Source organism: Dissulfurimicrobium hydrothermale (assembly GCF_022026155.1).
In the GTDB taxonomy this organism is placed as follows: Bacteria; Desulfobacterota; Dissulfuribacteria; order Dissulfuribacterales; family Sh68; genus Dissulfurimicrobium; species Dissulfurimicrobium hydrothermale.
Genome location: NZ_CP085041.1, coordinates 1,192,785 through 1,206,944, shown reverse-complemented (window position 1 = coordinate 1,206,944; position 14,160 = coordinate 1,192,785). Strand labels below are relative to the sequence as shown.

15 protein-coding genes and 1 pseudogene are annotated in these 14,160 nt (G+C 50.0%); 13 read left to right on the top strand and 3 right to left on the bottom strand.

Annotated features, from left to right (window positions below; genetic code table 11):
- Nucleotides 1-12: 12 nt before the first annotated feature.
- The 10 genes from LGS26_RS05795 (at nt 13) to LGS26_RS05750 (ending at nt 9,847) form a co-directional block, all read left to right on the top strand.
- Nucleotides 13-2,256, top strand: a complete 2,244-nt coding sequence (locus LGS26_RS05795) for an FAD-dependent oxidoreductase (RefSeq protein ID WP_237887816.1) — start codon at nt 13-15, stop codon at nt 2,254-2,256.
- Nucleotides 2,246-3,979: a CoB--CoM heterodisulfide reductase iron-sulfur subunit A family protein gene (locus LGS26_RS05790; protein ID WP_237887814.1), complete on the top strand. Its 1,734-nt coding sequence runs from the start codon at nt 2,246-2,248 to the stop codon at nt 3,977-3,979. Before LGS26_RS05795 ends, LGS26_RS05790 begins: the two co-directional genes overlap by 11 nt.
- On the top strand, nt 3,979-4,245 hold the full coding sequence (locus tag LGS26_RS05785) for a MarR family transcriptional regulator (protein WP_237887812.1): 267 nt from the start codon (nt 3,979-3,981) through the stop codon (nt 4,243-4,245). The genes LGS26_RS05790 and LGS26_RS05785 overlap by 1 nt, the downstream gene beginning before the upstream one ends.
- Complete coding sequence (locus LGS26_RS05780) at nt 4,232-4,534, top strand: 4Fe-4S dicluster domain-containing protein (protein WP_237887810.1); 303 nt, start codon at nt 4,232-4,234, stop codon at nt 4,532-4,534. Before LGS26_RS05785 ends, LGS26_RS05780 begins: the two co-directional genes overlap by 14 nt.
- A 12-nt stretch (nt 4,535-4,546) precedes the next feature.
- Nucleotides 4,547-5,521 (top strand): (Fe-S)-binding protein, encoded by a 975-nt coding sequence (locus LGS26_RS05775; protein ID WP_237887808.1) that lies wholly within the window; start codon nt 4,547-4,549, stop codon nt 5,519-5,521.
- Nucleotides 5,522-5,661: 140 nt separating this feature from the next.
- Nucleotides 5,662-6,036, top strand: a complete 375-nt coding sequence (locus tag LGS26_RS05770) for a DsrE family protein (protein ID WP_237887806.1) — start codon at nt 5,662-5,664, stop codon at nt 6,034-6,036.
- 361 nt (nt 6,037-6,397) lie between these two features.
- On the top strand, nt 6,398-7,747 hold the full coding sequence (resB, locus tag LGS26_RS05765) for a cytochrome c biogenesis protein ResB (protein ID WP_237887805.1): 1,350 nt from the start codon (nt 6,398-6,400) through the stop codon (nt 7,745-7,747).
- Nucleotides 7,744-8,598, top strand: coding sequence for a c-type cytochrome biogenesis protein CcsB (ccsB, locus tag LGS26_RS05760; RefSeq protein ID WP_237887803.1), 855 nt, complete (start codon nt 7,744-7,746; stop codon nt 8,596-8,598). The genes resB and ccsB overlap by 4 nt, the downstream gene beginning before the upstream one ends.
- A 101-nt stretch (nt 8,599-8,699) precedes the next feature.
- On the top strand, nt 8,700-8,924 hold the full coding sequence (gene tatA, locus LGS26_RS05755) for a twin-arginine translocase TatA/TatE family subunit (protein WP_237887801.1): 225 nt from the start codon (nt 8,700-8,702) through the stop codon (nt 8,922-8,924).
- Between the two features lie 17 nt (nt 8,925-8,941).
- On the top strand, nt 8,942-9,847 hold the full coding sequence (locus LGS26_RS05750; RefSeq protein WP_237887799.1) for a sugar phosphate nucleotidyltransferase: 906 nt from the start codon (nt 8,942-8,944) through the stop codon (nt 9,845-9,847).
- On the opposite strand, the gene LGS26_RS05745 is transcribed toward LGS26_RS05750, so the two are convergent.
- The 3 genes and pseudogenes from LGS26_RS05745 to LGS26_RS05735 all read right to left on the bottom strand — a co-directional run bounded on the left by LGS26_RS05745 (nt 9,811) and on the right by LGS26_RS05735 (nt 10,786).
- Nucleotides 9,811-10,170 (bottom strand): hypothetical protein, encoded by a 360-nt coding sequence (locus LGS26_RS05745; RefSeq protein ID WP_237887797.1) that lies wholly within the window; start codon nt 10,168-10,170, stop codon nt 9,811-9,813. The two genes, LGS26_RS05750 and LGS26_RS05745, sit on opposite strands and share 37 nt — an antisense overlap.
- 3 nt (nt 10,171-10,173) lie before the next feature.
- Nucleotides 10,174-10,620 (bottom strand): annotated as a pseudogene (locus LGS26_RS05740) (cellulose synthase subunit BcsC-related outer membrane protein).
- Nucleotides 10,610-10,786 carry a hypothetical protein gene (locus tag LGS26_RS05735; protein ID WP_237887795.1) on the bottom strand — a complete coding sequence of 59 codons (177 nt, stop codon included), beginning with the start codon at nt 10,784-10,786 and terminating at the stop codon, nt 10,610-10,612. The pseudogene LGS26_RS05740 and the gene LGS26_RS05735 overlap by 11 nt, the downstream one beginning before the upstream one ends.
- A 611-nt stretch (nt 10,787-11,397) precedes the next feature.
- Between LGS26_RS05735 and hcp the strand changes: the two genes are divergently transcribed.
- The 3 genes from hcp (at nt 11,398) to LGS26_RS05720 (ending at nt 14,118) form a co-directional block, all read left to right on the top strand.
- Nucleotides 11,398-13,029, top strand: coding sequence for a hydroxylamine reductase (gene hcp / locus LGS26_RS05730; protein WP_237887793.1), 1,632 nt, complete (start codon nt 11,398-11,400; stop codon nt 13,027-13,029).
- Between the two features lie 65 nt (nt 13,030-13,094).
- Nucleotides 13,095-13,394: a hypothetical protein gene (locus LGS26_RS05725; RefSeq protein WP_237887791.1), complete on the top strand. Its 300-nt coding sequence runs from the start codon at nt 13,095-13,097 to the stop codon at nt 13,392-13,394.
- Nucleotides 13,369-14,118 (top strand): ATP-binding protein, encoded by a 750-nt coding sequence (locus tag LGS26_RS05720; RefSeq protein WP_237887789.1) that lies wholly within the window; start codon nt 13,369-13,371, stop codon nt 14,116-14,118. Before LGS26_RS05725 ends, LGS26_RS05720 begins: the two co-directional genes overlap by 26 nt.
- The last annotated feature ends 42 nt before the right edge of the window (nt 14,119-14,160 follow it).

Sequence of the window (14,160 nt, the reverse complement as noted above, 5' to 3'; positions counted from 1 at the left end):
AAGGGATATGTCATGGATTATGGCGTCCTTGTAATCGGGGCCGGGATCGCAGGAATGGAGGCCGCTTTGTCTCTTGGAGACATGGGCTTCAAGACGCTTCTGGTAGAAAAAGAAGCCAGCATCGGCGGCAAGATGATTCTACTGAGCAAGGTATTTCCGACACTCGATTGCTCAAGCTGTATATCCACACCCAAGATGGCAGCGGCGGCTAATCACCCGAATATCGACATCTTGATCTACAGTGAGGTCAAGGAAATACTAAAAAGAGGCGACGGCTTCACTGTAAAAATTGAAAAAAAACCCACTTTTGTTGACCATACAAGGTGCACTGGGTGCTCACAGTGCGAATTCGCTTGTACCGTAGCGATCCCTGACCAGTTCAACAGCGGCATGATCGCCAGACGCGCTATCTACATACCATTTCCGCAGGCCGTGCCCAAGAAGGCTATTATAGAAAGGCACGGACAATCACCTTGTTCACACACCTGCCCTGGCGGCGTCAAGGCCCATGGTTACTGTTCCCTTGTACGTGCCGGCAGGTTTGACGAGGCATTTCATCTACACATGGAGGATGCACCTCTCCCTGGAAGCCTGGGTAGATTGTGTTTCGCACCATGTGAAAAAAGATGCACGAGAAGTACGCTTGAAGGGCCTGTCCGGATACGTGCCATCAAACAATTTATGGCTGATAGATATTATCAAAACCACGCCGAGCCTGAATATGGACCACCAAAAAATAAAAACGACAAAAGAGTGGCTGTAGCAGGATCAGGTCCGTCGGGGCTTGCCGCAGCCTATTTTCTGGCCAAATCCGGCTACGAGGTCACGATATTCGAGTCAGAAGCAGAGATAGGCGGCATACTTCGCGATGCGGTAAAAAACGGCCGCCTGCCAGAACGCATCCTGGACCGCGACATCAAAAACATAACGGCCGTTGGCGTCAAGGTGATGACCAACATCGGCCCGATATCACTCAAAACCCTAAAAGACGAAGGGTTTGATGCTGTATATATCGCCCTTGATCGATCAAGTGCCAATAAATCAAAAAACACCGCTGGACTTATCTGCGATCTCAAGCTCAGACCCAATAAGTCCATAGAAACCGATAAAGAGACGCTCCAGGCTTCCCTTCCCCATGTCTTTGCAGGAGGAGACGCGGCTACAGATCCTTCCAAGACAATCCTTGGCATAGCTCAGGGCAAGCGGGCTGCATTTTATATCGACCGCTACCTCAAAGGTGAACCGCTGAAGTGTGCCAAGTTTGACGACAGATTCCATGCGGCCGATAAACAAGATGTGCTGTCAAGGACAACGAATGGGATAACACACAGGATGCCTATCAAGCCTAACGCCACCCTCATGACTGACGAAGAGGCACGCCTCGAGGCAAACCGCTGTCTGGATTGCGGCGGATGTTCCGAATGCCATCGATGTGTTGCTGTCTGCCCGGCAGAGGCTATCTCGCTTGATATGAGGCCAAAAGAATTAGAATTGACCGTTGGAGCGGTACTTATAACGACGGGATTTAATCTCTTTGATGCAAAAAATAAACCGGCACTCGGATACGGCCGTTTCCCAAATGTGATAGACGCTATGCAGATGGACCGCCTTCTTGCACCGACTAGGCCTTATAACGCTGTCCTCCGACCCTCTGACGGCAAGGCGCCGAACAACATTGCATTTGTCCTCTGTACCGGCTCAAGGGACAAGACGATCAAAAACTCAATCTGTTCCCGCATCTGTTGCATGTATTCGGTCAAACAAGCGCAGCTCATCATGGGTGCCCTGCCTATAGCCGAGGTGACTATTTATTACATAGACATACGGGCCTTTGGCAAGGGCTATGACGAATTTTACGAACAAGCCAAGGCTATGAGCGTCCGCTTCATAAAGGGCAAGGTGGCCCGTATTGAAGAGACTGTCAACCATGATCTCATACTCTATTATGAAGACATAGAAGGGGGCGGCGGGGTTAAAAAGGCTGAACACGACCTTGTAGCACTCTCGGTGGGTGGGCTGCCCAACTTGGATATGCTCGGTTGCTTTAAAGGCGAAGGGCTTGGGGTCGACCCGAATTCCTTCTTCATAGCCGAATCAGACGAAGCCATTGAACCGGGACAGACCAACATCGAAGGGGTTTTTGTGGCGGGGGCGGCCTCCGGCATAAGGGACATACCTGACAGTGTGCTACATGCAGGGGCTGCTGCTGCCCAAATTGCAGCTTATCTAAAAAAGGCGGCGAAAGATGAACACTGATGCCGAAAACAAGAAGATCGGGGTATTCATATGCCACTGTGGGGGGAACATCTCCGATTATGTAGATGTAGAGAAGGTCCGTGACGTCATAAAAGACGAAAAAGGCGTAGTCTTTGCCAAGACCAATATGTTCTCGTGTTCCGACGCCGCCCAGCAGGAGATGATTCGGGCAATCAAAGAAAACGGCCTCGACGGAATTGTTATAGCCTCCTGCTCCCCCAGGCTGCACCTCCAGACCTTCAGGGCCATGGCCGAACGGGCCGGGCTCAATCCATACAGGTACACACAGGTCAATATCAGGGAACAGTGTTCATGGGCCCACACCCACAACAGGCAGGCGGCAACCGAAAAGGCCGTCAGGCTTGTCCGTTCAGGTGTGGCAAGGACCAGACTCGCAATTCCCCTTCAAGAAATCCGTGTAGATACGACACCAGGCGTGCTCATCATAGGGGCGGGAGCGGCCGGGCTCAGGAGTGCAATCGCCCTGGCCGATATGGGTCTGAAAGTTTATCTTGTAGAGCGTTCACCGGAGCCAGGAGGCTTCATCAAAGGCCTAGGAAGGTTGTTTCCTGACGACAGAGACGGGGAAGAAATGGCTCATTCACTATCAAAGGCCGCAATAGAACATGAGAACATAACACTATTTACAGAGGCGGAAGTCGTTGAAAAGGGCGGGAGCGTTGGAAACTTTCTGATAAAAGTAGACATAAAAGGACAAAACCCCGCCTCCTTTAATGTTGGAGCGATTATCGTAACCATCGGCTTCTCTCCATACACGCCAAAAAACGGTGAGTTTGGCTATGGAATCAAAGGGGTCATCACCCTTCCTGAATACAAAAAACTCCTTGCCAAACAGAAAAGAGGGGTGGAATATGCGGGTAAGACGGTCCGAAGCATCGTCTATATCTACTGCGTAGGATCAAGACAGTCCGCCGGCGACGATCGATATACCTATTGCTCGCGCTATTGCTGCGCCTCGGCGGTTCATACCGCCATTTTGGCCCATAAACTCGACCCCCATATCTCACAATTCCACATCTATCGCGACATAAGGACATATGGAAAATATGAATTGCTGTATACTCGGGCGCTTGAAGCTGACTCGCTTTTCCTTAAGTATGATCCGGACGAACCACCGACCGTGGAAAAAACTAACGAAGGACTGCTCGTCAGGGTCAAGGATAGGCTAACCGGCAACGAGGAAATAGAGATAGGCGCCGACCTGGTGGTCCTTGTAACCGGCATGACACCAGGCAAAGGCGGCAGGCTTTCCGGCATATTAAAGATACCTATAGGCAAGGACGGATTTTTCACCGAGATACACCCAAAACTGAGGCCGGTTGAGACGGTGATGAATGGTATATTCATTGCTGGTACGGCGCAAGGCCCGAAGACCCTCTCTGAAAGCGTAACAAGCTCTCTAGCTGCCGCCGCTAAGGCTGCAGGACTCTTGCTAAAGGGACATGTAGACATCGAACCGCTCGTTGCCAAGGCGGATGCCGATATCTGCACCTGGTGCGGGGCCTGCGTCCCGGCATGCCCATTTGACGCCATAAGGCAAGTCGAAATCAAAGACAAAAAAATAGCCGGGATCAACCCGGCGGCCTGTAAGGGCTGCGGGGCCTGCGTCCCGGCATGCCCTAAAAGGGCAATCGACATAGAAGGCTATACAGACGCCCAGATAAGGTCTATGATCTCAGCTATGGCAAGGGAGGCCAAGTGATGGAAAGGCAGTCAAATCGAAATATTCGCGAGGTCATGCGGGACGAAATGTATCTCAAAGACAAGATAGCAGGCCTCTTGCACGAAGGGCCTAAGACAATACCGGAACTTGCCGACGCATTGAACCTCCCTTCGCATGAGATGGTAAGGATTGTCATGGCCATGCGGAGATATGGATATATAGAAGAGATACCCAAAAACAGAAGGGACGACTACTTCCGATACAAATTTGTCGGAAGGATGGGCCAGGATCATGCAAAGGCTTGACATAAAATTCTCAAAAGAGATAGGGTCGTACGACAAGTTCAATGCAGCACAGTGCTTTAACTGCGGCACATGTACAGCCCTTTGCCCCATGGGGATCAATATCCTTCCAAGGATACTATTTCGCTACGTCCTTATGGGGATGAAAGACAAACTCATGGAAAATAAAGACGCCATCTATTCGTGCCTGCTTTGCAGGATGTGCGAGGACAACTGCCCGGAAGGGGTCAGAATTGCGGAAAACATCAGGGTCCTCAGGAGATATATAGGCAGGCACGTATATGGATTATAAAGGAACTGCGCCATGCCACTTCCTATAGGAGATATCCTTGGTATCTTGACCGACAATATAAGGCTGAGAGGCAGTGTACTCCCACTGCCGAAGAGGTTGATTTCGGCCTGGGCAGACGGACTCGGAATAAAAGAGGGTGGAGAGACCATCATCTACACTGGACACATGTATCAGCTCATTCCCTCCATCAAGATCATGGCCGAGAAGATGGCCGGTCTTGAAAACTCGATCCTGACAAGATATTTCTGGATGGGTCGCATTGCAAACAAGGCCGTAAACCTCATTACATTCATGGGCAGCCCATCCCCGGAGGAACAGGCGCGATATAACAATTACCTGCGGAATATCGCCATGTTGCTCAAGGAGGCAGAGGTTGACTTTGGCTGTCTCTTTGAAAGAGAACTTTATACAGGGGCGCTCATATTCGACCAGGGGATCGACCATGTCTTTGAGATGCACGCACGGAAGGTCTATAGGCTTTTAAAAGAAAATAAAGTAAGGCGTGTAATTACCGTAGATCCACACACCACAAATATGCTGAGGACTATATATCCAAAATTCATCAAGGGCTATGACCTTGAGGTCGCAAGCTATCTCGAAGTCCTTTGTGAACAAGATACAGACGCCAGAAACCCCCTTGATGCTGACCTTGTCATCCATGACTCATGCGTCTATGCAAGGCATGAAGGCGTCACAAAAGAGCCAAGACTTCTACTTAAAAAGACAGGGGCAAGACTCCATGAACCTGAACTCTCTGAAAGGCTCACCCATTGCTGCGGAGGACCTATAGAATCGCTCTTTCCAGGCAAGGCGCATGAGATCGCCCGAAAACGCCTGGGCCAGCTTGCCGAGTGCGGCAATAAAATAACAACCATGTGCCCGATATGCCTTGTAAACCTGCAAGGTGCAGCAGCCAAGGCCGATGTAGATCTAAAGGTTACTGATATATCAGAGTATCTTGCCAAGGCCTATTGTGCACATGTTTGACTGACCCATAGCAGCTGCTAGTCTTGCAAAAACTTCGCTATGCGCCTCCCATCACCTGCGACATGGCGTTAGACCAAAAGCCGGAAGATGAAGGACCATTACGAATAAAATCAAATAAAATATAAAATAGGAGGATGAAAATGTCGGAGAGCAAGAGTGAAAAACTGGTCATAATTGTAACCCATGGTCCGGAAGACCCTGAAAAGGCATCACTTCCCTTTGTAGTGGCCAACGCCGCCCTGGCGATGGATGTTGAGGTGACCGTGATACTACAGGCCAAAGGCGTGCTTACGGCCAAAAAGGGGGTCTATGAGCACATAGTGGCACCAGGGCTTGAACCCCTCAAAAAAATGGTGGATGACTTTATTAGACTCGGAGGTAAGCTCTTCATCTGCATACCGTGTATTGAGGAACGCCGCATCTCGCTCGATATGATGGTCGAAGGCGCACAACCCATCAAGGCAGGCCGCCTTGTGCATACAGTGCTTGAGGCCAACGCAGTTCTAAATTACTGATCCCCACGGCCGCCCTTTTTCCTTACGCCATCAGACTATATAAAAGCAGGAAAGGGCGGTCGCTGTCCTTAAAATAACCTCATTGACATAAAAATATACAGGCGGTAAATTGAGCCGCAAATCTTTGGGACTCTAGGCGTCATGCCCATGGAGAGGGGGTTTTGGCGTGTTTAGGTTGGGGGGATGGCGGATCTGCTGTATATCGCAATGACAAACAGAATACAGCGGCCAAAAATTCCTTATAAGCAAGGAGAAGGCAAGGCATAGTTAAAGGTGCGATCAAAACCCTCGAAAAGGCATTTGATATTAAAAATGCACATTGTTGATCCCAATGTCATCTAGGCCTTAGCCCAGCGAATTTATGGAGACAAATACGAGCCGCAAGGGCAACCCTTTATGGAATACCCTCGCCTCTATCAAGTTGGCTGTATTTCTATTCATCACCCTTGCCGTCACTTCGATCATTGGCACCCTAATCCCTCAAGGCGAAGCCGACCAATTTTATCTTGAAAGATACGGCCAGGATCTCTTCAAGATAATAAGCACACTGCGACTTAACGATACATATCATGCCTGGTGGTTCGTATCCCTTTTGCTCCTCTTCAGTTTGAACCTTGTAGTATGCACTATAAACCGCTTCCCCGTTACACTCAGGATATTCAAACGCGACAGCCTTTCATGCGGTCCCGATTATCTCTCAAGGCTTCAATTGAAAAAAGAATGGGTACTTAAAGACAAAGAGGCGGATTTGGATCCCATATTGAATTCCTTTAAAAACGCGGCCGGGATCCCAAAAGAAAGGGACACGGGCGATAGACGCCTATACCTGGTCGAAAAGGGAAAATGGAGCTACTGGGGGGTCTACGGCCTGCACAGTAGCATTATAATCATATTTATCGGCGCCTTGGTCGGATTGTTCTGGGGATTTAAGGGCTATGTAGAGCTCTTTGAAGGTGAAACCACCGATCACGTGATAAACCGCTCGACGTTTGAGGATATACCGCTTGGTTTTGATGTACGATGCGACAAATTTGCGGTGGATTTTTATGACAACGGTGCACCCAAAAGATATGTATCCGACCTCACTATCCTGGAAAACGGCAAAGAGGTGCTCCACAAATCGATAATGGTGAATTCCCCGTTGACCTATAAAGGCGTCACCTTTTATCAGGCAAGTTACAACAGTATCCCTGAAGTCAATCTACATATAATTGCGTCCAACGGCAGGCAGGGTTCACTGACAGTGCCAGCCATGGAAAGGGTGGCATGGCCGGAGGGGAGGCTCTCTGTCGGAATAATTCAATATCTGCCGAGCATCCACGGCGAGCCGGCAGCCCAGGTATGGGCGGCGTCGCCTAATGGAGAGGCTGATACAGTATGGCTTCTAAAAGGCCACGAAAGAGAACTGAGCCTCGGCGGCAATACATATAAGATCTCTCTTGTGGATGCAAAAAACCGCTACATGACGGGTCTTCAAGTCAAAAAGGACCCTGGCGTATGGATAGTCTGGCTTGGATGTACGGCATTAATACTCGGCTTTATAGTTGTCTTCTGGGTCGCTCATTCAAGGATATGGCTCTGGATAGGACAAAAAAACGGAAAGATGACCGTCCTCTTGGCAGGCCAGGCAAACAAAAATCAATTGGCATTTGAAAAGGACTTCACAAAGATCAGAGAGGCTGTAGAACGGGCGATTGGAGACAAGGCATGACACTATCCAGTTCTTTTCTCTTGAGTGTTACGACATTCATTTACCTTGCAGCAGCTGTCCTTTACCTGACGACATGGGTTTTCAGGGTACAAAAATTGGGGGTGCTCGCTACGGCAGTAACCATCACTGGATTCTTGGTCCAGACTGTAGGCATGGGCCTCAGGTGGACGGAGTCATACCAGCTGGGATATGGGCATGTGCCGCTATCAAACCTCTATGAATCCCTTGTATTTTTTTCGTGGGTCACTATACTTGTGTATCTGGTCATAGAATGGCGGGTCAGAAACAGGGTGATAGGCGCATTCTCAACCCCGTTCGCCACATTCGCCATGGCCTATGCGTCGTTCAGCCCTGACGTGCACGACGAGATCCAGCCGCTCATACCGGCCCTTCAAAGCAACTGGCTCATAGCCCATGTCATCACCTGTTTTTTAGGATACGCCTCTTTTGCAGTGGCATGCGGCCTCGGGATCATGTATCTTATAAAAAGCAAGGGCGGAGAAGAGGCTTCAAGCGGTTTGCTTGGCGTGCTACCCAGCAAAAGGGTTATGGATTCGCTCATGCATCAGACTATAGTCTTCGGCTTTCTGTGGCTCAGTATCGGCATCATAACCGGTGCCATATGGGCCAACGAGGCGTGGGGTACCTACTGGAGCTGGGATCCTAAAGAGACCTGGTCGCTTATCACCTGGTTCGTGTATGCCATAGCCCTCCACGCCAGATTCATAAAAGGATGGACGGGCCGTAAGATAGCCATCTTGGCGATAATAGGTTTTATATCAGTAATCTTTACATATTTTGGTGTAAATTTCCTGTTGTCAGGGTTGCACAGCTACGGATCAACCAAATAGCCAAATAAACTAGATCCCCGATTAAACCTTCGGGAATGGCAAAATTGTCTGAGTAGTAATAGCAAACGACTTGATTTCAATTTAATATGGAGGACCGGCTCATGTTTGGACTCGGGGCGCAAGAACTTCTAATCATACTTCTCATAGCATTTCTCGTATTCGGCGGAAAAAAGCTGCCTGAAATAGGCGCAGGGCTCGGAAAGGCCATAAATTCCTTTAAAAGAGGGCTAAAGGAGACAGAAGACGCGGCAAATCCTGAAAAACCCCTTGAAAAGCCTGCCCAGGACCCTAAAAAGATCGCAAGCGCAGGAGAAAAGGCGGCTTAGCCAGGGATAGCCTGAAAATGCAGGCCATGATTTTGGCTGCGGGCCTGGGAAGCCGCCTGCGGCCCTTGACCTCTCACCTCCCAAAGCCCCTCTTTCCTGTCCTCAATACCCCATCGGTAAGACGAATACTGGATGGGCTCAAGGCCGCAGGCTTTAAAAAAATAGTCATAAACGCCTGTCACCTGACAAATCTATTGATTGGCGCAATCTCCGGATGGAATCTGGGCCAGGAAATCGTCATTGTTAAAGAACCGTTTCTCCTCGGCACAGGCGGGGCGCTTAAGAATGCCATGCCCTGCCTTGAAGACGGCCCGATATTGCTGATAAACAGCGACGTGGTTACGGATATAGACCTTAAGGCCGTATTCGAGGTCCACTGCCAGAAACACCCCATTGCAACGATGGTGTTGCACGATCACCCAACATTTAACAGCATAAAGGTCACGGGCAGGCGTGTCAGCAACTTTAGCTTTAAAGGCCGTGGCGCCCTTGCATTTACAGGGATATCTGTCATTGAATCCGCGCTTATAAGGTCAATGCCTGATCATTTTCCAAGTTCCTTGATTGACACCCTTTCTGATGCCATAGGGGCAGGCGAAGACATCATAGCACTTATGGCGGATGAACTTAAGCCTGGCTATCTCTGGGAAGACATAGGAAGCGTAAGGGGTTATCTTGCCGCGCACGAGGCCCTTTTGAAAAAAAAAGGCTGGACTGTATTTGCCGGTGCCGATTCAAACCTTCAGCCTGATACCAGCATTGATGGATGGTGCGTAATGGGAGACGGCGTAAAGGTTGGAAGGGGGGTCACCCTATCGAGGTCTGTCATCTGGGACGGGTGCGCCATAGAAGACGGAGAATACATTAAAGACTCAATCGTTACGCCCTATGGAAGACTGGGGCTCAACGGGCCTTTTGCATGAAACTTGACCGCATTCCTTCCCGCCAGGCCTGTTTCTGGGTCATAGGCCTCAACCTGGAGCGTGTAATCGCCCACACCCATCAACTCAAACCTACATTCAGATATGCCGATGTCTTTTTTGTAAGTCATGGTTGCCTCGGAAATACGAACGTCATCTCTAAATAGCGCAGCCGCCACCTTGAACCGTTCGGGATTGAATCTACCTCCTGCGCAGGCGGGAAGGCCGCAGTCCAAGGTCACCTGCGCCTGCGCCAGAATTTCGCCTGAAGTGACAACACTCCCTGAAAGCGGAGAGATTATCTGGATGAACAAGGCCTGCGCCATGAATCAATACATCTCCTCAAAGGATCTTTCCTTGAGGTCGGATCGAATAATCGAGCCTCGCCCGCCAAAGGTATAGGTCAAAAAGACCATGAAGTTGTTGTCGTTATAATCCTGGCTGCGCCTTATCCCGACGCCTGCCGAAAAGATCAAGCTGTCAGACACCCTGACGGCCCCAAGGAACTCGGTGGAAAAATTCAGCCCATTTTTAAAATTTGAAGGATAAGGGGCATAGAGCCGGTCTTTTTCATGATCGAGTGGAAAGGCCGGGCTTTCCGCCTCATATTTATACTGTCAACCTAAATCTATGTTACCTTTAAGCACGAAGTACTTCAACTCCTTTGTAAGAAACCGTCCTGACATGCCAAGCAAGAGAAGGGTTTGAGGGCTATAATAGCCGCCGTTTCCAAGGGTAAAATGGTCGAGATTTCTGGCATACGCCTCATAAGACAGGACTGGGCCAAGTGTGAAATATCGGGAGGCTCAACAAAAAACCTGCATCCCATATAGGTTGAGGAGAAAGCGGACCCCGTGTCGGCGTAAGCCCAACCCCTCCATGAAATGTCATCCAGTCTTCATGGGTGTATGACAGACGCGGCTCCCAAAGGTCATAGAGCATGACGATCGGCCTCTTTACATAAGGCAGGAAATACCCAATATGATAGATTTACAACTATGCCGTTTTTTCTGAAACCCGGTCTCACCCGGTAAAAGCAGTAAATAACCTCCTGTTTTTACAATCAATTTCGATCATATCGAATCAACTATCTTCGACGCCTAAGACTTGTAGGCAGACTCACCCCCTTTGATGGATGCCCTGAGAAGGGCCCAGGCTATCAAGACATCACCGAAGGATTTTTAATAAAATTAAGCAAGATACTATCGATGTTAAAATAAAAAATCCTCTAGCTTGTATTTAATTCTCTCTGTATCCATTTTTATTATATAACCAAATTTAGTTATTAAGTAACTATTTTTTGGTGTAACTTTGAAGATCGAGCAAAATGGCGACTGCATGACCTAAAATAGGGCAGGGAGCAGAAAAGCAGAAAAAAGGGCTGCATGAGTTCATAGAAAAGCCGATAATATTTAAAATTCTATCTTCTTGACTTAAGTCAAGGCTATCACCTGGTTTCCATTGTATTGTCCAATCAAAAGGCCGATATTCTTTTAAGAAGTTCCCTTTAAGAATAGACGCCATGCACAACCATCACAAGGAGGAATAATCAGATGTTTTGTTTTCAATGTGAACAGACGGCCAAGGGCAAGGGTTGCACGACGATAGGCGTATGCGGGAAACAGCCCGATGTTGCGGCGCTTCAGGACCTCTTGATCTATGCAGTAAAGGGCCTCGCCCTTTATGCCGTGGAGGGAAGGAGGGTCGGTGTCGTCGACCATGAGGCAAACGTATTTACCTGCGAAGCCGTATTTTCAACGCTTACCAACGTGGACTTTGACCCGGAGCGGTTCGAAGGGCTGATAAAACGAACCGTTGAGCTCAGGGACAGACTTAAAGAGAAGGTGAAGGCAGCGGGCGGCAAAGCGGATTTCTGTGAAGGACCAGCCACATTCAAGCCGGCAGACACCCTTGAGGGCATGGTCAAGCAGGGGGAGGCACATGGGGTGATGTCCAACGGCGAGGCAGTTGATCCCGATATCCGCTCACTTCGTGAGACCCTGGTCTATGGCCTTAAAGGGATCTGCGCATATGCAGACCACGCCCAGATACTGGGTCAGGAAGACGACAGGGTCTATGCCTTCATCCATGAAGGCCTTGCCGCAACCCTTGACAAGGGCCTTGGCCTTAACGACTGGGTCGGCCTTGTCTTAAAATGCGGCGAGATAAACTTGAGGGCCATGGAGCTTCTGGATGCCGGAAACACCGGCGCATACGGCCACCCTGTGCCGACAAAGGTACCGCTGGGGGCAAAGAAAGGAAAGGCCGTCCTGGTATCCGGTCACGACCTCAAGGACCTCGAAGAGATACTGAAGCAGAGCGAAGGAAAGGGCATCTATGTCTATACGCACGGTGAGATGCTCCCATGCCACGGCTATCCAGGCCTTAAGAAGTATTCTCACTTCTATGGCCACTATGGTACGGCCTGGCAGAACCAGCACAAGGAGTTTCCAGGGTTTCCCGGGCCGATCGTGATGACCACAAACTGCATCCAGAAACCGCTTGATTCCTATAAAGACCGCATATTCACAAGCGGGCTTGTAGGCTGGCCGGATGTCGCACATATAAAGAACCGGGACTTTGGCCCTGTGATAAAAAAGGCCCTGGAGATGCCTGGTTTTGCTGAAGACACGGATAAAGGCTCGGTGATGGTGGGCTTTGCAAGAAACGCCATATTGTCCGTTGCGGACAAGGTTATCGAGGCGGTAAAGGCAGGCAATATCCGCCGCTTCTTCCTGGTGGCTGGCTGCGACGGGGCAAAACCAGGGCGCAACTACTACACTGAATTTGTGGAAAAGGTGCCAAAGGACTGCATTGTCCTCACCCTTGCCTGCGGCAAGTTCCGCTTCTTCGACAAGGACCTTGGAGACATAGACGGCATCCCGAGGCTCCTAGACATCGGCCAGTGCAACGACGCATACTCAGCCATCCAGATCGCGGTCGCCCTTGCCAAGGCGTTTAATTGCAGCGTAAATGAGCTGCCGCTCTCAATGGTCCTTTCCTGGTACGAACAAAAGGCTGTCGCGATCCTGCTGACGCTTCTCTCTCTGGGCATAAAAAATATAAGACTTGGGCCGAGCCTTCCAGCGTTTATTACGCCCAATGTGCTCGATGTATTGGTCAAGAACTATGACATCAAACCTATAACCACCCCGGATGAAGACCTGAAGGCCATTTTGGGGTAATTACAACAAACACGACGACAAGGAGGGACAAGACCCTCCTTGTCAAACACTTACGGGGGCTAGATATGAAATGCCCAGGGCAGGACACGAGATACTGGAGGTCAGACGCCATCTTTGAGACCAAGTGTCCCAATTGCGGCGACGATGTGGAATTTTTCAAAGACGATGCCTGGCGTACATGCCCGAACTGCGGGCATAAGATCCGGAACCCCAACCTGGACATGGGCTGCGCTTCCTACTGTCCCTATGCCAAGGAGTGCATCGGGAGTCTGCCAAAGGAACTCTGGGAAGAACGCGAGAGACTCCTGAAAGAAAAAGAGACAAAAAAGGAAAACAAAGATGAAAACGTTGAGAAAGATCATTGAGATTGATGAGGCCCTCTGTAACGGCTGTGGCAAGTGCGTCCCGTCCTGCGCTGAGGGGGCGATCCAGATAATAGACGGCAAGGCAAGGCTTGTGGCCGAGAGATACTGCGACGGCCTCGGAGCCTGCCTCGGCGAATGTCCTCAAGGGGCGCTGAGGATTGTAGAAAGAGTTGCCGATGACTTCGATGAAGAGGCGGCCCATAGACACCTGAGCAGTCCAATGCCTGCCGAGACCAAGGGTGCGATTCAAGGAGCGGCACTGGGCTGCGGCTGCCCGTCCACGCTCGTGCAGGAATTTGGTCCTCAAAAAGACGCATGCGCCAGGGCCAATCAGCCGGTCAATTTTGGCTCTCTCCGCTCCGCACTTACTCACTGGCCTGTGCAGATAAGGCTTGTCCCGCCTGCCGCACCATTTCTTAAAGGGGCGGACCTCCTGGTGGCGGCTGACTGCACCGCCTTTTCCTATCCGGCCTTTCACATGGACCTCCTGCCAGGCAAGGTCCTGCTTATAGGCTGCCCCAAATTTGACAACGCCCATGAATATGTGGAAAGATTTATTGAGATATTCAAAAAAGCCCAGATAAAATCGCTTACGACGGTCATCATGGAGGTGCCGTGCTGTTCTTCCATGCTGGGCATTTTGAACAAGGCCATGGAAGGGGCGAGTGTCTCGATCCCGCTTAAAAAGATAGTCGTCAGCGCACGGGGCGAACTGCTGGATTGACGGCATAAATCTAAAAAAAGGAGGGTGGTTATCTGGAAGGTG